This is a genomic window from Streptococcus sp. HMSC065H07 (assembly GCF_001837325.1).
Classification (GTDB): domain Bacteria; phylum Bacillota; class Bacilli; order Lactobacillales; family Streptococcaceae; genus Streptococcus; species Streptococcus salivarius_H.
Genome location: NZ_KV832043.1, coordinates 129,053 through 151,682 on the forward strand (window position 1 = coordinate 129,053; position 22,630 = coordinate 151,682).

Here is a 22,630-nt window from a genome sequence, read left to right on the forward strand (position 1 = left end):
ATTTTAGGGGTTTTGATTTATACGAAATAAGTTAAGGAAATCTATGAAAACCATAACAGTGGTATTGATTTTTCTTTTGGTTTTTACTGTTATTAAACTATCAGGTATTGTTGCTATTAGCAAACTGATGAAGCCAAGTGAAGAACAAATTGAAGAAGCGCGTCAGAAACGTCTTCAAGCTGAAAAAGAGGGCAAGGACCCTTTTGAAGACTGGGATGAACGTGATGATGATGGTCTTGTCTAATAAGAGAATCCTCATCAAATAACAAAAAAGTTTGGAAAATCTTCCAAACTTTTTTTATAGACTAGTCGATGTAGTGAAGTTTTCCTCGGAAGTCTTCAAGAGTTTCGTAACCTTTTTCTTCCATGATTTCTTTAAGTTCTTTAGTAATACGGTCAAAAATAGCGACACCTTCTTTTTGAAGGGCAGTACCAACTTGTACCATACTTGCACCACAAAGGATGTGTTCAAAAGCATCACGACCAGATTTTACACCACCAGTACCAATAATTTGGATTTCAGGTTTCAAACGTTGGTAGAAAGCATGAACGTTTGCCAAGGCAGTAGGTTTGATGTAGTCACCACCTATACCACCAAAACCATTCTTAGGTTTGATGACAACAGACTCATCTTCAATGTAAAGGCCATTACCAATTGAGTTCACACAGTTAACAAAGACAAGTGGGAATTGGTTGAAAACGGCAGCAGCTTGGTCAAAGTGCACAATATCAAAGTATGGTGGTAATTTCACACCAAGAGGTTTCGTAAAGTAAGAAAAGACTTCAGTTAGGATCTCGGTTGTTGTTTCAAAATCGTAAGCGATTTGAGGTTTACCCGGAACGTTAGGACATGAAAGGTTGAGTTCAACCAGCCCTTCATAGTCACTTTCTTGAACTTTTTTAAGAATGGAGTGTGTTTCCTCAGGTGAAAGACCAACGAGAGAAAGAAAATGATTTTTTGTATTGGGTTGCTTTTGTAATTCAATGACATAGTCAAGGTAGTATTCGAAACCCTTATTTGGCAATCCCATTGAGTTGATTGACCCAAGAGGTACATTCACATAACGTGGTTCAGGATTACCGGGACGGGCCTCAAGTGTTCCTGTTTTTGTGACAAATGAACCTGCAGCTGAAGCCTCAACCTCTGCCAATTCTTCCTTAGTCATACAATGAACACCAGCGGCATTCATAAGACAGTTATCAAACGTAAACTGACCAACTTTTGTAGCAGTAGAAACCATAAGATCCTCCTTAAAGATCACAAAGTAAAATGTTACTATTTCATCTCATTTTAGCATGAAAAGGGGCCTAAAACAAGGAAATATTGGACGGGCTAAAGCCTCTAAAACGAAATTCTGATATCGTCTCTTTTTGCCAAGACAAGAAGCAATAGAATTTTACAGAATTTTTTGGATTTTGCTAGCTTTTTCAAGGTTTTTTGGGTAGAATAGATACAGTAAATGGGTTTAACCCAAAATAAAAAGGAGACACAACTAATGGTAAAATTGGTTTTCGCTCGCCACGGTGAGTCTGAATGGAACAAAGCTAACCTTTTCACAGGTTGGGCTGACGTAGATCTTTCTGAAAAAGGTACTCAACAAGCTATCGACGCTGGTAAATTGATTAAAGAAGCTGGTATCGAATTTGACCAAGCATACACTTCAGTATTGAAACGTGCGATCAAAACAACTAACTTGGCTCTTGAAGCATCTGACCAACTTTGGGTTCCAGTTGAAAAATCATGGCGCTTGAACGAACGTCACTACGGTGGTTTGACTGGTAAAAACAAAGCAGAAGCTGCTGAGCAATTTGGTGATGAGCAAGTTCACATCTGGCGTCGTTCATATGATGTATTGCCTCCAGCAATGGATCGTGATGATGAGCACTCAGCACACACTGACCGTCGTTACGCTTCACTTGATGACTCAGTAATTCCAGATGCTGAAAACTTGAAAGTTACTTTGGAACGTGCCCTTCCATTCTGGGAAGATAAAATCGCTCCAGCTCTTAAAGATGGTAAAAACGTATTCGTAGGTGCACACGGTAACTCAATTCGTGCCCTTGTAAAACACATCAAACAATTGTCAGATGACGAAATCATGGATGTTGAAATTCCAAACTTCCCACCATTGGTATTCGAATTTGATGAAAAATTGAACGTTGTTAGCGAATACTACCTCGGAAAATAAGCTGAGATAAGTAGTTATCATTAACAAATAAAAAGTTGACTTCGGTCAGCTTTTTTCTTTTCTTGAAAATAAATGTAAATAGTGGTCAGAAAAGTCAGTCAATTCAGTAATTTTTCCTTGACTTTCAAGTTGGAAAGATGTATCATATTAACCAAGATACATCGAAAGGAAATGAGTCAAATGACATTCGCAACTACAACTGTTTTGCTATTGCGTAATGAGGGCTAGTGCAAAAGCATTAGTCCTGTTTGGCTTACCAAGCGGGAGGTAAAAACATCTCGCTTGGGTTTCCGAGTGAGATGTTTTTTTACTACTATCGTTTTTACTTTTAGAAAGAGGATTGTCTATGCGTAAAGTTGAATTTTTTGATACAAGTCTTCGTGATGGGGAACAAACACCTGGTGTTAACTTTTCAATCAAAGAAAAAGTTGCCATTGCTAAACAACTTGAAAAATGGGGAATTTCTGTAATCGAAGCAGGTTTTCCTGCAGCTAGCCCAGATTCATTTGAGGCCGTAAAACAAATTGCGGAAGCTATGACAACAACTTCTGTTACTGGTTTGGCTCGCTCAGTAAAATCTGATATTGATGCTTGTTATGAGGCTTTAAAAGATGCTAAGTATCCACAAATTCATGTCTTTATCGCAACAAGTCCGATTCACCGTGAGTTTAAATTGAAGAAATCAAAAGAAGAAATTCTTGAAGCTGTAAAAGAACATGTGTCATATGCACGTTCAAAATTTGAAGTTGTTGAGTTTTCTCCTGAAGATGCTACTCGTACTGAGCTTGATTTCTTGACTGAAGTTGTTCAAACAGCAGTTGATGCTGGTGCCTCATATATTAATATTCCTGATACAGTTGGCTTTACGACTCCAGAAGAGTTTGCACGTATTTTTGATCACTTGACTGAAAATATTAAATCAGATCATAAAGTTGTCTTTGGTGTTCACTGTCACGATGACCTTGGTATGGCAACTGCAAATACTTTGACAGCAATTAAACATGGTGCTGGACGTGTACAGGGAACTGTTAATGGTATTGGTGAGCGTGCGGGTAATGTTGCTCTTGAAGAAGTAGCTGTTGCTTTGAAAATTCGTGAAGACTTCTTCCAAGCAAGTTGTGATATTGTTTTGAATGAAACTATGAATACATCAGAGCTTGTTTCTCGCTTCTCAGGTATTCCTGTTCCTAAAAATAAAGCTGTTGTTGGTGGAAATGCCTTCTCTCATGAATCAGGTATCCACCAAGATGGTGTTCTTAAGAACCCACAAACTTATGAAATTTTCACACCAGAATTGGTAGGTGTGAAGAGTAACAGTCTTCCTCTTGGTAAATTGTCAGGACGTCATGCCTTTGTTGAAAAATTGAAAGAACTTGAGCTTGACTTTGTGGAAGAAGATATCAAACCACTCTTTGCCAAATTTAAAGTCTTGGCTGGGAAAAAACATGATATTACTGATGCAGATATTCGTGCACTTGTTGCTGGTACAAGTGTAGATAATCCAGAAGGTTTCCACTTCGAAGATCTTCGTTTGACTACTAATGCTGATGAAACAATCACTGCTACAGTAAGTTTGGCTAATGAAGACGGTGAATCTGTTGAATTTTTGGCAAATGGCCAAGGGTCAGTTGAAGCTATCTTCAATGCTATTGACAAATTCTTCAACCAAACAGTTCGCTTGACTTCTTATAATATTGACGCAGTAACTGATGGTATTGATGCGCAAGCGCGTGTACTTGTAACTGTAGAAAATGTAGATACAGATACTATTTTCAATGCATCTGGTTTGGACTTTGATGTCTTGAAAGCATCAGCAATTGCCTATATCAATGCTAATACATTGGTTCAAAAAGAAAATGCTGGTGAGATGGCACGTAAGGTTTCTTATCGTGATCTTCCATAAGCCGAAGAGGAGTTAAACATGACAAAGAAAATTGTAACACTTTCAGGTGATGGAATTGGACCTGAGATTATGGCAGCAGGTCTTGAAGTTCTTGAAAAAGTAGCTTCAAAAATTGGATTTGATTACGACATCGATGCTAAACCATTTGGTGGTGCTGGCATTGATGCCGAGGGTCATCCACTTCCTAAGTCAACTTTGGATGCTGCTAAATCAGCAGATGCTATCCTCTTGGCTGCAATTGGTGGACCTAAATATGACAATGCGCCAGTTCGTCCTGAACAAGGACTTTTGGCCATTCGTAAGGAGTTGAATCTCTTTGCTAATATCCGTCCTGTCCGCATCTTTGATGCTTTGAAACACTTGTCACCTCTTAAACCTGAGCGTATTGAGGGCGTAGACTTCGTCGTTGTTCGTGAGCTCACAGGTGGTATTTACTTTGGTGAGCACATTTTGGAAGAAGATAAGGCTCGCGATATCAATGATTATTCAGCAGATGAGATTCGTCGTATCATGCGTCGTGCCTTCAAGATTGCCCAAGGTCGTGGCAAAAAGGTCACTAGCATTGATAAACAAAATGTTTTGGCAACTTCTAAATTGTGGCGTAAGGTTGCTGATGAAGTTTCTTTGGAGTTTCCAGATGTAACTCTTGAACACCAGCTCGTTGATAGTGCCGCAATGATTATGATTACCAACCCAGCTCGTTTTGATGTGGTTGTGACAGAAAACCTTTTTGGTGATATCTTGTCTGATGAATCCAGTGTCCTTCCAGGAACTTTAGGTGTTATGCCATCTGCCAGTCATTCTGAAAATGGTCCAAGTCTTTATGAACCAATCCACGGTTCGGCACCAGACATCGCTGGTCAAGGTATTGCCAATCCAATTTCAATGATTTTGTCAGTAGCTATGATGTTACGTGAAAGTTTCAATGAAACTGAAGGGGCAGAATTGATTGAAAATGCTGTTGATAAGACCTTGAATCAAGGCATCTTGACACGTGATTTGGGTGGTCAGGCTTCGACTGCTGAAATGACAGCAGCTATTATTGGCAATCTCTAAAATCATGACACTGAAATTAGTGTTACTAAGTGTTTTGTTGGTATGGAATATTGTCGTCTTATTGGTTTATGGCCTTGATAAACATAAGGCTATTCAACATAAGAGACGAATTTCTGAGAAGGCATTATTATTGCAGACTCTGACCTTTGGTGGTATTGGTGCCTTTCTAGGTGGAAAACTTTTTAGACATAAAATTAACAAATGGTACTTTAAGCTTTGCTGGCTTATAGGAATTGTTATAGATGTCTTTCTTTTATACCTTATTCTAACAAGACTTTCGGATTAGCTAATCCTTAGATTATAATTGGAGTATTTTATGAGCGGAAAATCAATTTTTGATAAACTTTGGGAACGCCACGTCGTTACTGGAAATGAGGGCGAACCACAATTGATGTATGTGGATCAGCATTATATTCACGAGGTTACAAGTCCACAGGCCTTTCAAGGACTTCGTGATGCTGGACGTAAAGTTCGTCGCCCAGATTTAACTTTTGGTACGACAGACCACAACGTTCCTACGGTTGATATTTTTAACATTCGTGACCTTATTTCTAAAAACCAAATTGATACTTTGGCGAAAAACGTTGAGGAATTTGGTATTGATGCGGCTACCCACGGTACTGCTCGTCAGGGGATTGTCCACATGGTTGGTCCTGAAACAGGTCGTAGTCAACCAGGAAAATTTGTCGTTTGTGGAGATAGTCATACGGCTACTCATGGTGCCTTTGGTGCTATTGCCTTTGGTATTGGTACATCTGAGGTAGAACATGTCTTTGCGACACAATGTTTGTGGCAAGTGAAACCGAAGAAAATGAAGGTTGAATTTGTTGGTAAACCACAGCCAGGTGTTTATTCAAAAGACTTTATTCTTGCACTCATTGCACGCTATGGTGTTGATGCTGGTGTAGGATACGCAGTTGAATATTGTGGTGAGGCTATCGATGCTCTTTCAATGGATGAACGCATGACCATCTGTAACATGTCTATTGAATTTGGTGCTAAGATGGGTCTTATGAATCCAGACCAAAAAACTTATGATTATGTTGAGGGGCGTCCATGCGCACCTAAGGGTGAGAAATTCGAAGAAGCAGTAGCCGACTGGAAAACTTTGGTTTCAGATCCAGATGCTGAATATGATAAAGTGATTACTATTGATGTTTCAGAATTGGCACCTATGGTTACATGGGGAACTAACCCTGAAATGGGTGTTGAGTTTGACCAACCATTCCCAGAAATCAAGGACTTTAATGATGAACGTGCCTACGAGTATATGGACGTTAAGCCTGGTGAATATGCTAAAGATATTGATCTTGGCTATGTCTTCATTGGTTCTTGTACTAACGCACGTCTTAGCGACCTTGAGTTAGCTGCTAAATTTGTTAAAGGAAAACATATTGCACCGACATTGACAGCTATTGTTGTTCCAGGTTCGCGTCCAGTTAAGAAAGAAGCTGAACGTCTTGGTTTGGATAAAATTTTCATGGATGCGGGATTTGAATGGCGCGATCCAGGTTGTTCAATGTGTCTTGGTATGAACCCAGACCATGTTCCAGAAGGCGTGCATTGTGCATCTACAAGTAACCGTAACTTCGAGGGACGTCAAGGATATGGTGCTCGTACTCACCTTTGTAGTCCAGCAATGGCAGCAGCTGCAGCAATCGCTGGTAAATTTGTAGATGTCCGCGATATGCCAGAAGTTCAAGCATAAGGGAGAAGATAATGGAAAAATTTACCGTCTATACAGGGAAATCAGTACCTTTGATGAATGATAACATCGATACGGACCAACTCATTCCCAAACAATTCTTGAAAGCTGTTGATAAAAAAGGTTTCGGTAAGAATTTGATGTTTGAATGGCGTTACCTTAATGATGATTACGATGAAAATCCTGATTTCGTCTTCAATAAACCTGAGTATCGCGATGCGACCATTTTGGTTACTGGTGATAACTTTGGTTCGGGGTCATCTCGTGAACACGCTGCATGGGCATTGGAAGACTATGGTTTCCGCTGTGTTATCGCTGGATCATTTTCAGATATCCACTATAACAACGAATTGAAGAATGGTATGTTGCCAATCGTTCAACCCTTGGAAGTACGTCAAAAATTGGCTGCTCTTCCTGCAGGTGAAGAAATTACGATTGACCTTCCAAATCAAGTGATTAAATCTTCAGCAGGAGAGTTTCCATTTGATATTGATCATGAGTGGAAACGTAAATTGGTTGAAGGGCTTGACGATATTGGAATCACTCTTCAATATGAAGATTTGATTGCTGCCTATGAAAAACAACGCCCATCATATTGGCAATAAGAAACAATGATGTGTATGTAAAATAATAATGAAGACTTAAAAGAATGGGATAAGGACAATGTTTAAGGTGTTGTTCTATCTCATTCTTTTTGTTTGAAACAGTTAACATGGTAGAGGCGTTTTTACAAGAAGCGTATGCTATAATAGAAGGATAGAAAGGAGGCCTTCATGTTTGCACAATTGGATACAAAATCTGTCTATAGTTTCATGGATAGTGTTGTAGATTTGACCACCTACATTAAGCGTGCCAAAGAGCTTGGCTATCAAGCCCTTGGTTTGATGGATCGTGACAATCTCTATGCTGCTTATCATTTTGCTCAGTTTGCAAGTAGCAACGGTTTACGTCCTTTGATTGGTATGGAAGCTAATCTATTTTACGAGGGAAGAAAAATTCCTTTTCGTCTATTAGCAAAAAATAATCAGGGCTATAAAAATTTGATGAAGTTGGCAACAGAGCTCTCCTCAGGGCAACGTGAGTTTACAGCTTTTTCGGACTATCTGAATGCTATTGCCCTCATCCTTCCGAGTGAAGACTGGGAGCCAGGGATGACTCTTGGTTCAGAGGTTTTTATTGGGGTAAGGCCAGAAGATGCTGGCAAAGAGTTTGATTATCCTGTAATTCCTTTACATACAGTGCGTTATTTTGAGAATGTAGATCGCTCGACAATTCAGATGTTACACGCCATCTCACAAAACGTTTCCTTGTCAGAGGCCTCTATTTGTCCTATGAATCAGCTTCTTTTCTCGCCTCAAGAAATGGAAAGTGCATATAGTGATATTCCAGAGGCTTTGAACAATTTGGAGCAACTTGTTTCAGACATTACTTATCAATTTGATACGGATTTGAAGCTTCCCCGTTTTAATCGTGATATGCCAGCAGTTGACCAATTACGTCAATTAGCCCAATCTGGATTAGAAACTAAAAAGTTAAGCGCAGCAGTTTATCAGGAACGTTTAGACAAAGAATTGTCTATCATTCATCAGATGGGCTTTGATGATTATTTCTTGATTGTCTGGGACTTATTACGCTTTGGGCGTAGCCGTGGTTATTATATGGGAATGGGACGTGGGTCTGCTGCAGGAAGCTTGGTGGCTTATGTCCTTGATATTACTGGAATTGATCCCGTTAAAAATGACTTGCTTTTTGAGCGTTTTCTAAATGAAGAACGTTATAGCATGCCTGATATAGATATCGACTTGCCTGATATCTATCGAAGCGAGTTTCTTCATTATGTTAGGGACCGTTATGGTAGTAAGCACTCTGCTCAGATTGTTACTTTTTCAACTTTTGGGGCCAAACAGGCTATCCGAGATGTTTTTAAACGTTTCGGAGCCAAGGAATTTGAACTATCACAACTTAGTAAAAAGATTTCTTTTCGTGATACCTTGACCTCTGTCTATGAGAAGAATATGTCATTTAGACAGTTGATTAATCAAAGACAAGAATTTCAGAGGGCTTTTGAGATTGCTAAGGCTATTGAAGGTCAGCCAAGACAGACCTCAATCCATGCTGCTGGTATTGTGATGAGTGACGATGACCTGACCAACCATATTCCTCTAAAAGCTGGTGAGGATATGATGATTACTCAGTACGATGCCTCCGCAGTCGAAGCCAATGGCTTGCTTAAGATGGATTTCTTGGGCCTCCGTAATTTGACCTTTGTTCAAAAAATGAAGGAGAAACTTGAAGAAGAGCATGGAGTCGCTATAGATATCAAATCAATTGATTTGGAAGATCCACAGACCCTAGCTCTTTTTGCCAAGGGGAAAACTAAGGGAATATTTCAGTTTGAGCAGGCGGGTGCTATTAACCTTCTTAAACGGATTAAACCCGCTAAGTTCGAAGAAGTGGTAGCGACAACCTCTCTTAACCGACCTGGAGCTAGCGATTATACAGATAATTTCATCGCTCGTAAGTATGGTAAGGAAAAAGTAGATTTGATTGATCCAGTAGTTGCACCAATCCTTGAGCCTACGTATGGCATCATGCTTTATCAGGAGCAGGTTATGCAGATTGCCCAAGTATTTGCAGGCTTTACACTCGGAAAAGCCGATTTGCTTCGTCGAGCAATGTCGAAAAAAGATGCCAATGAAATGTCCAAGATGTCCGAAGAGTTCATGGAAGGAAGTCGTCGGTTGGGACGTGACCCACAGATTGCTGAACGACTCTTTAGTATGATGGCTAAGTTTGCAGGTTATGGCTTTAATAGAAGTCATGCCTATGCTTATTCAGCACTAGCCTTTCAATTAGCCTATTTCAAAACGCATTACCCTCAGATTTTCTATGACGTCATGTTAAACTATTCGTCTAGTGATTACATTAAGGATGCAATTGAAAATGGCTTTTCTCTAGCCAGCCTTGATATTAATAGAATTCCCTATCTGGACAAGATTTCAGATGGAAAGATTGTATTAGGTCTTAAGACTATCAAAGGCTTGCCAAGAGATTTTGCCCTTTGGATTATTGAGGATCGCAAACAAAATGGTAAATACATTTCTATAGAAGACTTTTTGACACGTATTCCTAGCAAATATCAGAAAGTCGATAGTCTGACACCTCTTATCCAGATTGGTTTGTTTGATATTTTTGAACCAAATCGTCAGAAAATCATTGGTAATTTAAGCAACCTCTTTACTTTTGTCAATGAGTTAGGAAGTTTGTTTGCAGAGTCATCTTACTCTTGGGTTGATTATGAAGACTATAGTCAGACGGATCGTTATAATTTAGAACAGGAGTTACTAGGAGTTGGACTTAGCCCCCATCCTTTACACTTGGCTCAAAAAATGGCCTCTCGTCCCTATCAAGCCATTTCTGATTTGGCTGTTAATACTAAGGCAACGGTTTTGGTTCAGATAGAATCCGTTCGAATTATCAGAACTAAAAAAGGTGATCAGATGGCCTTTCTGAACGTCACTGATGGGATCAATAAACTTGATGTTACCCTATTTCCAGAAACTTATTTCTATCATAAGGATAAATTAAGTGAAGGTGGTCTCTTTTATCTTGATGGACGGACCCAAGAGCGTGATGGACGCATTCAGTTAATCTTGTCAAACATGGAGGAAGCTAGCACGGAGCGTTTCTGGATTTTACTTGAGAATCATGATAAAGACATAGAAGTTTCTCAAATATTAGCTAAGCATCCTGGACACATTCCTGTCATTATCCGTTATCAAGGAAGTAAGGAAACTATCGTTAGTCAAAGATACAGAGTAACTAAGAACGAGGAACTTAATCGGGAATTAGCACCTTATGTGCTGAAAACGGTTTTACGGTAAAAAAACAATAAATATTTTCAAATTTAAAGCCATTTAGAATTCTTTGTGTTATAATTAAAATGTTAAATATATAAAAGGAGTATCAGGAATAATGAAACGTATTGCTGTTTTAACTAGTGGTGGAGATGCCCCTGGTATGAACGCTGCCGCTCGTGCAGTTGTTCTCAAAGCAATTTCTGAAGGAATTGAGGTCTTCGGCATTAACCGTGGATACGCTGGTATGGTTGAAGGAGATATCTTCCAACTTGATGCCAAAGGCGTAGACAACATCCTCAGCCGTGGTGGAACTTTCCTTCAGTCTGCTCGCTATCCTGAGTTTGCCCAACTTGAGGGTCAACTTAAAGGTATTGAGCAACTTAAAAAACATGGAATCGAAGGTGTAGTAGTTATTGGTGGAGATGGTTCTTACCATGGTGCTATGCGTTTGACTGAACATGGTTTCCCAGCTGTTGGTCTTCCAGGAACTATCGATAACGATATCGTTGGTACAGACTATACAATTGGTTTTGATACTGCTGTTGCAACAGCAACAGAAGCTATCGATAAGATTCAAGACACTGCATTCAGTCATGGACGTACTTTTGTCGTTGAAGTTATGGGACGTAACGCTGGTGATATCGCTCTTTGGGCTGGTATTGCTTCTGGTGCAGACCAAATTATCGTACCTGAAGAAGAGTATGATATTAACGAAGTTGTACGTAAAGTTAAAGAAGGTTACGAATCAGGTGCTAAAACTCACCACGTAATCGTAGTTGCTGAAGGTGTCATGGGTGCTGAAGAATTTGCTGCTAAAATGAAAGAAGCTGGAGATACTTCAGATCTTCGTGCAACAAACATTGGACACGTGGTTCGTGGTGGTTCACCAACTGCGCGTGACCGTGTTCTTGCTTCATGGATGGGTGCACATGCGGTTGACCTCCTTAAACAAGGTATTGGTGGTGTAGCTGTTGGTATCCACAATGAAGAGCTTGTTGAAAGCCCAATCCTTGGTACAGCAGAAGAAGGAGCTTTGTTCAGTCTTACTGAAGACGGTAAAATTATCGTCAATAATCCTCACAAAGCACGTCTTGACTTTGCAGACCTTAACCGTTCATTGTCTAACTTGAGCTAATCTTAGTTACTTAAATTATTGTTAAACCGTCGCTAATGCGACAAAAAATATAAGGGAGTTTTATTTATCATGAATAAACGTGTAAAAATCGTTGCAACACTTGGTCCTGCGGTTGAAATCCGTGGCGGCAAAAAATTTGGTGAAGATGGTTACTGGGGTGAAAAACTTGACCGTGAAGCATCTGCTAAAAACATTGCTCAATTGATCAAGGAAGGTGCCAACGTTTTCCGTTTCAACTTCTCACATGGTGACCACGCTGAACAAGGTGAACGTATGGATGTCGTTCGTATGGCAGAAGACCTTGCTGGTCAAAAAGTAGGTTTCCTTCTTGATACAAAAGGACCTGAAATCCGTACTGAATTGTTCGAAGGTGATGCTAAAGAGTATGCATACAAAACTGGTGAACAAATTCGTGTTGCTACTAAACAAGGTATCAAATCAACTCGCGACGTTATCGCTTTGAACGTTGCAGGTGCACTTGACGTTTTTGACGATGTAGAAGTTGGTAAACAAGTTCTTGTCGATGATGGTAAACTTGGTCTTCGTGTTGTAGACAAAGATGCTGAAAAACGTGAATTCATCGTTGATGTTGAAAATGATGGTATCATTGCTAAACAAAAAGGTGTAAACATCCCTTACACTAAAATTCCTTTCCCAGCACTTGCTGAACGTGATAACGCTGATATCCGTTTTGGTCTTGAACAAGGTCTTAACTTTATCGCTATCTCATTCGTACGTACTGCAAAAGATGTACAAGAAGTTCGTGCTATCTGTGAAGAAACTGGTAATGGTCACGTTCAATTGTTGGCTAAAATCGAAAACCAACAAGGTATCGATAACATTGATGAAATCATCGAAGCTGCTGACGGTATCATGATCGCTCGTGGTGACATGGGTATCGAAGTACCATTCGAAATGGTTCCAGTTTACCAAAAAATGATCATCACAAAAGTAAACGCTGCTGGTAAAGTTGTTGTTACAGCTACTAACATGCTTGAAACAATGACAGAAAAACCACGTGCAACTCGTTCTGAAGTATCTGACGTATTCAACGCAGTTATCGATGGTACAGATGCTACAATGCTTTCTGGTGAATCTGCAAATGGTAAATACCCAGTTGAATCAGTTCGTACAATGGCTACAATTGATAAAAACGCTCAAACTCTTCTTAAAGAGTATGGTCGTCTTGATTCATCAACATTTGACCGTTCAACTAAGACTGAAGTAGTTGCGTCTGCAGTTAAAGATGCTACTAACTCAATGGATATCAAACTTGTTGTTGCTCTTACTGAATCAGGTAACACTGCTCGTTTGATTTCTAAATACCGTCCAGAAGCTGATATCTTGGCTGTAACATTCGATGAAATTACTCAAAAATCATTGATGCTTAACTGGGGTGTTATTCCAGTAGTTACTGAAAAACCAAGCTCAACTGATGATATGTTTGATGTTGCTGAAAAAGTTGCATTGGAATCAGGTCTTGTAGAATCTGGTGATAACATTGTTATCGTTGCTGGTGTTCCAGTAGGTACAGGTGGTACAAACACTATGCGTATCCGCACAGTAAAATAATTTAAGTAGAACTTAAATTGAAAGAAGGTCTTTGGATCTTCTTTTTTTGGCTCTATAATCGATTTAGTAGGTTAAACTATTGAAGAGATTATAGAGCTTTTTTCGTAGGTAGCTAAATCAATTGGATAATAATAACAAGTGAAAAAGTGAAGAATATCATACTTATTCCGAATGGTTTAAAGCAAGATGGCTGATTTGGTTTGTATTTTCAACAGATTTAGTTCTAAGTGTCATATGACTTAGAAAGTATTTAGCGAAGTGGGAAATTATCTTTTCAAAGAAATTTTGCTTTTCTTGAAAACAACAGGATAAAAAATGTCGTTAAATAGGCTTCTAAACTATAGTTAAGATGGTTATAAGCTATATTTTTTAGAAGGACTGAGTTGATAACCAACCATTTTTATTTCAATAATGACTTACTAATTTAAAAGTTCTAATGAATTATTAATTCTGAAAATCGATTTTTGAAAAAAATGAAATCATAAGTTTCTTTTTACTGACAATTCTAAAAGTAAATAATTATAAAATTATTAATTGAAAAGTTTATAAAAATAGTGATATCTATAATCATTCTATTGTTTACATGATTATTTTTAAGTGAACCTTATAAAAAAATTGAAAATAAGAGCATTTCTTTTCACAAATATTAGGAATTTTGTTAAAATATTTAACGATTAGTATTTTTAAATACTTTTAATCTCATTGAGGGGTGAGATACTTAATAGTATAAGTGTGGAGGATTACCAAAGTGGGTAAAGATTTATTTAATGATCGTATAAGTCGATTTTCGATTCGTAAGCTGAATGTAGGGGTTTGCTCCGTTCTTCTTGGAACTCTGGTTATGGTTGGTACTGCTAGTCAAGTATCTGCCGATGAAACAGCTAACCAAGTCCAAGCAGGAGATGTAGCTAGCACTACTGCTACAGTGAGTGATGAGACATCTTCTCAGAATGCTGTTGCTGCTCAAGCTTCGACGGAAGTCGCAAATATTTTATCTAGTACTGAGACTAATAGTCAGTCTCAAACCGTTTCAAATGCTAGCGCAGCTACTTCTGAAACGTCTACAACACAAGCTTCTAGTGAGACTGCATCTCAAGCAGCTACATCAACGTCAGCAACTACTGCAGCATCTACCACTAGTGTTGCTGGCTCTACAAGTGTAGGCAATACTACGGGAGTTTCAACGACAGCCTCTGTTACATCAGCATCATCTGAAACACCTGCTTCAGAAACAGCATCTGAAGCACAAGGTGTGGACGTTCAAGCAGAAGCTTCTACAACGAATGCTCTTTCAAGTGGTGCCGAAGCGTCTGCTGTAGAGCAACCTGTTGTAACAGCAGAAACTTCTGGTCGCCGTCGTACTCGTCGTGCCCTTGGTGATGCCAATGATCCAAACTTGATTGGTGATGATGTTGAAGATGCAACTTCAACACCAAAAGTTGAAAAACCAGGCTTTACAACAAATGTTGATGCCAAATCTATGGCTAGCCAAATCTCATGGTTGGACTTTGGAGATGTAGCTAACTGGACAGGAACTACTACAGTATTAGTTCCTAAAAGTGAAGTTAAACCAACTGAGAACTTAGAAGAAAAATTGGCTCTTCAAGTTGGGTCTACCTATACCAAGGAAATCATGCCTGGTTATGTAGTTACTGTAAAAGTCAAATCTTTGAAACCTTTCCAAGCGACTGAAATCTATAAGAAACGGATGGAAAATCAAGGGGCTACAGAAGCTGAAAAAGCAACCTATGATCCAAATGCAAAAAATGGTTATGTAAGTGGAGTCACTTCAAATGCTGCTAAGCAAGCTTTTAACAATGGTGAAGAGGCCAAAATCGTCGCTGATGCCCAAAATAATTGGACTGAAATCAGATTTGAGAATATTGATACGAAAACCAAGAAGACTACCATAAGTTCAGCTTTGAATGGTGGAAATATTGGAGTTCAGTTTGAAATCTCTGCAACCTTCCGTGGTAAGACAGTTAAGCCAGCTATTGTTATGGCTGATGGGGAGTCTGCTAACCCAGGTGAATTAGTTATGTTTACTACCAATGGAGAAGGTTGGCAGCATATTGGAGAATGGAAAAAGTTTACCAGACCAAGTACTTCTGTAACATATTCACCACAAGATACTGAAAATCTTTTTGGACCTAATCCTAAATTTAATAATACCAACTTAAACCAACTTCGTAGATCTACTCAAGTTGGACCAGAAAAGAAACCAGTAGCTTGGAAGTATTTTGGAAATCCTGACCAAGTTACAGGTGGTCTAGGAACTGGTATCTTTGGACCAAACATTTCTGAAGGTAATTATACTGTTCCAATCGTTATGACGCGTGGTGCCTCTGAAGTTGGACTTTATGTCGCTTCAGGTGGTAAACAGTCAGCAATGCTAGGATTCTTCCCAATTGATGAAGGGGACGCTCCTGAGTCATACGGAAAAGCTATGCATACCATTGCAACTGTAGATGGTGTAACTGGTGCTAAAGTAAATCAACCATATATTGGTAATGTGAGCCCAGATATGGATGAGAATACTGTTCTTGACTGGTTCGGTGATGATAAGGCAACTACGGCCGATGAAGGAATTGACCAATTGCTTCCAGATGAGCTTAAAGGTACAACCAATGAGATGATCAAGATGGATCGTACACGCCCAGGTAACTACAAGCTGTCAATAGAAGCCCATACAGATGGAGCTTCAGAAGCTTATATCTACGGTTGGATAGACTTTAACCAAAATGGTACCTTTGATGAAGATGAGCGTTCGAATCTTGCAAGAATCACAAATGACGGCACCGTTGAGTTGACCTTTGCAAATAGCAAGACTTATATCGACCCTAGCGTTAAAGAACTAGGTGCTCGTGTTCGTATTGCCAAGAAAGCTAACGAGATTGAGAGCCCAACTGGTATGGCCTTATCAGGGGAAGTGGAAGACTTCAGAACTCAAATTACGCACCCACCAAAAGGGGAATTCAAGGAAACAAGTGGTCCTCAAGGGGCGAAGCAAACTGCAACTGTAACCTTTACAGCACGTGGAGAACACAAGTATGAGCTTAATTCTAGTGCCGTTATTGACGAAACGGTAGAACCATACATCGTTGATAAAGATGGCAACCGTGCAACTCTTGATGCGGACGGTTACTATGTCGTTCCAGGACAAGGTAAGTACAAGATTACTGCCAACGGTAAAGATGTCGATGTTGAATTTATTCCTGAAGATAACTTCCTTGGAACAGCTGATGGTATTTCTATCCGTCGTTCAGATAACAACGGTTATGATACTGGTTGGTCAACAAAATTCCCAGATCAAGAAGCAAACATTAATGGTCAGTTGAATACCATGGATGGTCAATACGTCCCAACAGTCACTCCAATTGAAATCGAAGGAGTAGACAAAACTTCGACGGATGTTCAAGGGGCGACTCAAAAAGAAACTCCGACCTTTAACACAACTGAGACTAACTCAAATGGTGACAAGATTGCAATCACTCCAAGTGCAGAATATCCTGCTAAGTTGGTGGATCCTGCCACAGGTCTCACTACTGATGCGCCATCTGTAACAGTTGAAGGGGAAGGAACTTACACCATTAATCCTTCAACGGGTGAAGTAACCTTCACTCCAGATCCAAGCTTTACTGGTACAGCCAAAGGTGTGGAAGTTACATTGTCAGCGCCAGTTGGTCGAAACAAAGATGGTAAGATCCAACAGGACTACATCAAGACTGCAACAGCTAAGTACACTCCAACTGTCACACCAATCACAGTGACTCCTACAGACAAGGTTTCTGCGGATGTTCAAAACGTTCCTCAAACCCAAACACCAACCTTTGATTTGAGTAATGATAAGACTGCTGAAATCACAAGCAAGAAATTGGTAGATCCAGCAACTGGTCAACCAACTGATGAAACAACAGTGACAGTAGCAGGTGAAGGTAGCTATACTATCGACCCAACGACTGGAGCAGTAACATTTACGCCAGAAAAAGACTTTGTTGGTACTGCAAAAGGAGTAACTGTTCAGGCAACTGCTACGATTACAAATGCTAATGGTAAGACTGCAACCATTACTTCAGATGCGACCTACACACCAACTGTTGTGCCAGCAGTTCCAACTGCAAACCCTGCAACTTCTAAAAATGTTCAAGGTGCAACACAAACAGGGACACCAACCTTTGCAGGAACAACTGTTCAAGTGAATGGTGAAGATAAAGCTATTACGATCAAAGATAATAGCTACACGCTTTTGGATAATGATGGCAATGAAGTGACAAGTACACCAGCTTATGCCGCTGATGGTACAACTGAAATTGGTACTTACTCTATCGATTCAGCTACTGGTCAAGTCACTTTCACACCGACTGATAAATCATACACTGGTGCAGTCACACCAGCCAAGGTTCAAGCTGAAAGCTCAAACGGTATCAAGGTGGACACAACTTACACGCCTGAAATCGTACCGGTAACACCGACAGCAACACCAGCTGAAACAGAAGATATCCAAGGTGCAACGCAAACTGGTAAACCTGAATTTAAGGGCGGAACTGTAACAGTAGATGGCGTTGAGAAAACAGTAGCTATCAATGAAGATGTTCCAGCGACATTTGACGATGGTTCAACGACTAAGACAGTTGACGGCGTTGGTACTTACACAGTAGCAGCCGACGGTACGGTGACATTTGTTCCTGAGAAATCATTTGTCGGAACTGCACCGGCTGTAACGGTTGTTCGTGAAGACAAGAACGGAACCAAAGCCTCTGCGACTTACACCCCAACAGTAACACCAGTTACACCAACAGCAGAAGATACAACATCAACAGGTAAACAAGGTCAAACTCAAACAGGTAAGCCTGAATTTACTGAAGGCGACAGCCGTGTGCCAATGAACGATGACGTTCCAGCTACTTTCGACGATGGTTCAACTACCAAGACAGTTGATGGCGTTGGTACATACACAGTAGCAGCAGACGGAACTGTAACTTTTGTTCCAGAGAAATCATTTACTGGAACAGCACCAGCAGTGACAGTGGTTCGTGAAGACAAGAACGGAACCAAAGCTTCTGCGACTTACACACCAACTGTGACTCCAGTAACTCCAACAGCAACACCAGCTGAATCTACGGGACCTCAAGGTTTGGTTCAAACTGGAACAGTAACCTTCACTGAAGGTGACCCAGTTGCACCAATTGATAAGGATACCATTACTCTCCTTGATGAAAATGGTCAGCCAGCAGAATCTGTAGTTGCTAAATCACCAGAAGGTAAAGAAATTGGTACTTTCACAGTTGATAAAGAAACAGGTGTTGTAACCTTCACACCAACTGATAAATCTTACTCAGGTGATGTGGTTCCAGTTAAGGTTCAAGCAGCTGATACAAATGGTACAACAGTAGAAACAACTTACACACCTAAGATCACTCCAGTTGTCCCAACTGCTGAACCTGCAACATCGACAGATATCCAAGGTGCCACTCAAACAGGTAAACCAACCTTTACTGAAGGTGATCCAAATGTTCCAATTGATGAAGATACACCAGCGACCTTTGAAGATGGATCAACTACGAAGACAGTAGATGGTGAAGGAACTTACACCGTTTCTCCAGATGGTACAGTAACTTTCGTCCCAGAAAAATCATTTACTGGAACTGCTTCAGGTGTAACAGTGAAACGTGTGGATAAGAACGGAACTGAAATCACAGCTAAGTACACACCAACAGTAACTCCTGTAACACCGACAGCGACACCAATTGAAACAACAGGTAAACAAGGTCAAACCCAAACAGGTAAGCCTGAATTTACTGAAGGTGACAGTCGTGTACCAATGAATGACGATGTTCCAGCAACATTTGAAGATGGTTCAACTACCAAGACTGTTGATGGAGTTGGTACATACACAGTAGCAGCTGACGGAACAGTAACCTTTGTTCCTGAAAAATCATTCACAGGTAAAGCGCCGGCCGTAACGGTTGTTCGTGAAGATAAGAACGGAACCAAAGCTTCTGCAACTTACACCCCAACTGTGACTCCAGTAACTCCAACTGCTACACCAGCAGAATCAACTGGCCCTCAAGGTCTTGTTCAAACTGGAACAGTTACCTTTACTGAAGGTGATGAAGTCGCACCAATTAACAAGGATTCAATTACCCTTCTTGATGAAAATGGTCAGCCAGCAGCATCAGTAGAAGCGAAATCACCAGCAGGTGATGTAATTGGTACCTTCACCGTTGATAAAGAAACAGGTGTTGTGACCTTCACACCAACAGATAAATCTTACTCAGGTGATGTTGTCCCAGTTAAGGTTCAAGCAGCTGATACAAATGGTACAACAGTAGAAACAACTTACACACCGAAGATCACTCCAGTTGTCCCAACTTCTGAAGATGCAACATCGACAGATATCCAAGGTGCCACTCAAACAGGTAAACCAACCTTCACCGAAGGAAACCCAAATGTTCCAATCGATGAAGATACTCCAGCTACCTTCGAAGATGGCTCAACTACGAAGACTGTCGATGGTGAAGGAACTTACACAGTAGCAGCAGATGGAACAGTAACCTTCGTTCCTGAAAAATCATTCACTGGAACTGCTACAGGCGTAACAGTGAAACGCGTGGATAAGAACGGTACTGAAATCACAGCGAAGTACACACCAACAGTAACTCCAGTAACTCCAACTGCAACACCAGTTGAAACTACAGATATCCAAGGTGCTACACAAACTGGTAAGCCAGTATTTACAGAAGGCGATAGCCGTGTGCCAATGAACGATGATGTTCCAGCAACATTTGACGATGGCTCAACGACTAAGACTGTAGACGGTGTTGGTACTTACACAGTAGCAGCAGACGGAACCGTAACCTTTGTTCCAGAAAAATCATTCGTAGGAACTGCACCAGCTGTAACAGTGGTTCGTGAAGATAAGAACGGAACAAAAGCTTCTGCAACTTATACACCAACCGTAACACCAGTTACACCAACTGCAGAAGATACAACATCTACTGACAAACAAGGTCAAACGCAAACAGGTACACCAACCTTCACACCAGGTAATCCAAATGTTCCAATGGATGATGATACACCTGCAACATTTGAAGATGGCTCAACTACGAAGACCGTTCCTGGTGAAGGAACTTACACAGTTGCTCCAGACGGAACCGTAACCTTTGTTCCAGAAAAATCATTCACAGGCACAGGAACAGGCGTAACGGTTAAACGTGTCGATAAGAACGGTACTCCAGTTACTGCTAAGTACACTCCAACTGTGACTCCAGTAACTCCAACAGCAACACCAGCTGAATCTACGGGACCTCAAGGTTTGGTTCAAACTGGAACAGTAACCTTCACTGAAGGTGACCCAGTTGCACCAATTGATAAGGATACTATTACTCTTCTTGATGAAACTGGTCAGCCAGCAGCATCAGTAGAAGCGAAATCACCAGCAGGTGATGTAATTGGTACCTTCACCGTTGATAAAGAAACAGGTGTTGTGACCTTCACCCCAACGGATAAATCTTATTCAGGTGATGTTGTTCCAGTGAAAGTTCAAGCTACGGATACTAATGGTACAACAGTAGAAACAACTTACACACCTAAGATTACTCCAGTCGTTCCAACTTCTGAAGATGCTACATCAACAGATATCCAAGGTCAAACACAATCTGGTACACCAAGCTTTACACCTGGTAACCCTGCAATCCCAATGGATGATGATGTACCAGCAACCTTTGAAGATGGCTCAACTACGAAGACAATTCCAGGAGAAGGAACTTACACAGTCGCTCCGAACGGAACTGTAACCTTCGTACCAGAAAAATCATTTACAGGAGAAGGTACAGGCGTAACGGTTAAGCGTGTTGATAAGAACGGTACTCCAGTTACAGCAAAATATACACCAACAGTAACCCCAGTTACACCAACTGCTGAACCAACAACATCAACAGGTAAACAAGGTCAAACCCAAACAGGTAAGCCTGAATTTACTGAAGGTGACAGTCGTGTACCAATGAATGACGATGTTCCAGCAACATTTGAAGATGGTTCAACTACCAAGACAGTTGATGAAGTTGGTACTTACACAGTAGCAGCAGACGGAACTGTAACTTTTGTTCCAGAGAAATCATTTGTTGGAACTGCACCAGCAGTAACAGTTGTTCGTGAAGACAAGAACGGAACCAAAGCTTCTGCGACTTACACACCAACTGTGACTCCAGTAACTCCAACAGCAACTCCAGCTGAATCAGAAGCACCTCAAGGTGTGGTTCAAACTGGAACTGTGACCTTCACCGAAGGTGACCCAGTTGCACCAATCGATAAGGATACCATTACACTTCTTGATGAAAATGGCCAACCAGCAGCGGCAGTGTTTGCGAAATCACCAGCGGGCGATATTGTTGGTACCTTCACCGTTGATAAAGAGACAGGTGTTGTAACCTTCACACCAACAGACAAATCTTATTCAGGTGATGTTGTTCCAGTGAAAGTTCAAGCTGCGGATACTAATGGAACAACTGTAGAAACAACTTACACACCTAAGATTACTCCAGTCGTTCCAACTTCTGAAGATGCTACATCAACAGATATCCAAGGTGCTACACAATCTGGTAAACCAACCTTCACTGAAGGTGATCCAAATGTTCCAATTGATGAAGATACACCAGCGACCTTTGAAGATGGATCAACTACGAAGACAGTAGATGGTGAAGGAACTTACACAGTTGCTCCAGATGGTACAGTAACTTTCGTACCAGAAAAATCATTTACTGGAACTGCTACAGGCGTAACCGTGAAACGTGTTGATAAGAATGGTACTGAAATCACAGCTAAGTACACACCAACTGTTACACCAGTCACACCGACTGCAACTCCAACAACATCAACAGATATTCAAGGTGCTACACAAACTGGTAAGCCAGTATTTACAGAAGGCGACAGCCGTGTACCAATGAACAATGACGTTCCAGCAACCTTCTCCGACGGTTCAACGACTAAGACTGTTGATGGTGTTGGTACATACACAGTAGCAGCAGATGGAACAGTTACCTTCGTACCAGAAAAATCATTCGTAGGAACTGCATCAGCTGTAACAGTTGTCCGTGAAGATGTTAACGGAACTAAGGCTTCAGCAACCTACACGCCAACAGTAACTCCAGTTACTCCAACTGCTGAACCAACAACATCAACAGATATCCAAGGTGCTACACAAACTGGTAA

12 protein-coding genes are annotated in these 22,630 nt (G+C 40.6%); 11 read left to right on the forward strand and 1 reads right to left on the reverse strand.

Features of this window, described 5'->3' with window-relative positions:
• Nucleotides 1-43 precede the first annotated feature (43 nt).
• Nucleotides 44-244: a hypothetical protein gene (locus HMPREF2637_RS09075; protein ID WP_002890779.1), complete on the forward strand. Its 201-nt coding sequence runs from the start codon at nucleotides 44-46 to the stop codon at nucleotides 242-244.
• A gap of 61 nt (nucleotides 245-305) precedes the next feature.
• Here the strand turns inward: HMPREF2637_RS09075 and HMPREF2637_RS09080 are convergent, their stop codons facing one another.
• The gene (locus tag HMPREF2637_RS09080) at nucleotides 306-1,241 is read right to left on the reverse strand and encodes a dihydroorotate oxidase (protein ID WP_064524636.1); all 936 of its coding nucleotides are present in this window, start codon (nucleotides 1,239-1,241) and stop codon (nucleotides 306-308) included.
• A gap of 255 nt (nucleotides 1,242-1,496) precedes the next feature.
• On the opposite strand from HMPREF2637_RS09080, the gene HMPREF2637_RS09085 reads away from it, so the two are divergent.
• From HMPREF2637_RS09085 to HMPREF2637_RS09130, 10 genes are all read left to right on the forward strand, one after another.
• Nucleotides 1,497-2,189, forward strand: a complete 693-nt coding sequence (locus HMPREF2637_RS09085; RefSeq protein WP_000240128.1) for a phosphoglycerate mutase — start codon at nucleotides 1,497-1,499, stop codon at nucleotides 2,187-2,189.
• Between the two features lie 346 nt (nucleotides 2,190-2,535).
• Entirely contained in the window at nucleotides 2,536-4,092 is a 1,557-nt protein-coding gene (locus HMPREF2637_RS09090) for a 2-isopropylmalate synthase (protein ID WP_002884004.1), read from the forward strand.
• Between the two features lie 18 nt (nucleotides 4,093-4,110).
• Complete coding sequence (gene leuB, locus HMPREF2637_RS09095) at nucleotides 4,111-5,148, forward strand: 3-isopropylmalate dehydrogenase (RefSeq protein ID WP_002890787.1); 1,038 nt, start codon at nucleotides 4,111-4,113, stop codon at nucleotides 5,146-5,148.
• Between the two features lie 4 nt (nucleotides 5,149-5,152).
• Nucleotides 5,153-5,434 (forward strand): DUF1294 domain-containing protein, encoded by a 282-nt coding sequence (locus HMPREF2637_RS09100; protein WP_064525645.1) that lies wholly within the window; start codon nucleotides 5,153-5,155, stop codon nucleotides 5,432-5,434.
• Between the two features lie 30 nt (nucleotides 5,435-5,464).
• Nucleotides 5,465-6,856 (forward strand): 3-isopropylmalate dehydratase large subunit, encoded by a 1,392-nt coding sequence (leuC, locus tag HMPREF2637_RS09105; RefSeq protein ID WP_048674602.1) that lies wholly within the window; start codon nucleotides 5,465-5,467, stop codon nucleotides 6,854-6,856.
• 11 nt (nucleotides 6,857-6,867) lie between these two features.
• Nucleotides 6,868-7,458 (forward strand): 3-isopropylmalate dehydratase small subunit, encoded by a 591-nt coding sequence (gene leuD, locus HMPREF2637_RS09110; RefSeq protein ID WP_002890790.1) that lies wholly within the window; start codon nucleotides 6,868-6,870, stop codon nucleotides 7,456-7,458.
• Between the two features lie 168 nt (nucleotides 7,459-7,626).
• Nucleotides 7,627-10,737 carry a DNA polymerase III subunit alpha gene (locus tag HMPREF2637_RS09115; RefSeq protein ID WP_064524634.1) on the forward strand — a complete coding sequence of 1,037 codons (3,111 nt, stop codon included), beginning with the start codon at nucleotides 7,627-7,629 and terminating at the stop codon, nucleotides 10,735-10,737.
• 91 nt (nucleotides 10,738-10,828) lie between these two features.
• A complete protein-coding gene (pfkA, locus tag HMPREF2637_RS09120; RefSeq protein ID WP_013990713.1) occupies nucleotides 10,829-11,848 on the forward strand; it encodes a 6-phosphofructokinase in 1,020 nt (339 codons plus the stop codon).
• Nucleotides 11,849-11,917: 69 nt separating this feature from the next.
• Nucleotides 11,918-13,420 (forward strand): pyruvate kinase, encoded by a 1,503-nt coding sequence (gene pyk / locus HMPREF2637_RS09125; RefSeq protein WP_002890793.1) that lies wholly within the window; start codon nucleotides 11,918-11,920, stop codon nucleotides 13,418-13,420.
• 748 nt (nucleotides 13,421-14,168) lie between these two features.
• Nucleotides 14,169-22,630, forward strand: an 8,462-nt coding sequence (locus tag HMPREF2637_RS09130) for a CshA/CshB family fibrillar adhesin-related protein (protein WP_070840005.1), incomplete at its 3' end; no start/stop codon positions are given.

Coding starts and splice junctions, on each gene's coding strand:
- HMPREF2637_RS09075 (WP_002890779.1), top strand. CDS start 44: ATGAAAACCATAACAGTGGTATTGATTTTTCTTTTGGTTTTTACTGTT.
- HMPREF2637_RS09080 (WP_064524636.1), bottom strand. CDS start 1,241: ATGGTTTCTACTGCTACAAAAGTTGGTCAGTTTACGTTTGATAACTGT.
- HMPREF2637_RS09085 (WP_000240128.1), top strand. CDS start 1,497: ATGGTAAAATTGGTTTTCGCTCGCCACGGTGAGTCTGAATGGAACAAA.
- HMPREF2637_RS09090 (WP_002884004.1), top strand. CDS start 2,536: ATGCGTAAAGTTGAATTTTTTGATACAAGTCTTCGTGATGGGGAACAA.
- leuB (WP_002890787.1), top strand. CDS start 4,111: ATGACAAAGAAAATTGTAACACTTTCAGGTGATGGAATTGGACCTGAG.
- HMPREF2637_RS09100 (WP_064525645.1), top strand. CDS start 5,153: ATGACACTGAAATTAGTGTTACTAAGTGTTTTGTTGGTATGGAATATT.
- leuC (WP_048674602.1), top strand. CDS start 5,465: ATGAGCGGAAAATCAATTTTTGATAAACTTTGGGAACGCCACGTCGTT.
- leuD (WP_002890790.1), top strand. CDS start 6,868: ATGGAAAAATTTACCGTCTATACAGGGAAATCAGTACCTTTGATGAAT.
- HMPREF2637_RS09115 (WP_064524634.1), top strand. CDS start 7,627: ATGTTTGCACAATTGGATACAAAATCTGTCTATAGTTTCATGGATAGT.
- pfkA (WP_013990713.1), top strand. CDS start 10,829: ATGAAACGTATTGCTGTTTTAACTAGTGGTGGAGATGCCCCTGGTATG.
- pyk (WP_002890793.1), top strand. CDS start 11,918: ATGAATAAACGTGTAAAAATCGTTGCAACACTTGGTCCTGCGGTTGAA.